Annotated in this window: 1 protein-coding gene; it reads right to left on the minus strand. The window is 53.7% G+C overall.

Going from position 1 to position 257, the window contains the following annotated elements; translation table 11 throughout:
- Window positions 1–257: thiamine pyrophosphate-binding protein (locus ACVA53_RS25115; RefSeq protein ID WP_446506637.1), on the minus strand; the 257-nt coding region annotated here is incomplete at both ends.

A 257-nucleotide genomic window follows, 5' to 3' on the forward strand; every position in this document is an offset into this window, starting at 1 on the left:
GCATCACCAGAGATAAGTAGAAGAGGTAGACGGTTAGTGTGCGCGATACCGGCAGCGGTTACCATGTTGGTGGCACCAGGGCCGATAGAGCTGGTCGCAATACCGATGCGGCGGCGCTGGTTAGCCTTAGCGTATGCAATGGCTGCTGTTGCCATCGACTGTTCGTTCTGACCGCGCCAGGTTGGGATTTTATCTTCAATATTCTTTAGCTGCTGGCCAAAGCACGTCACATTACCGTGACCGAAAATCGCAAAGGC

Source organism: Photobacterium sp. DNB23_23_1 (assembly GCF_052873815.1).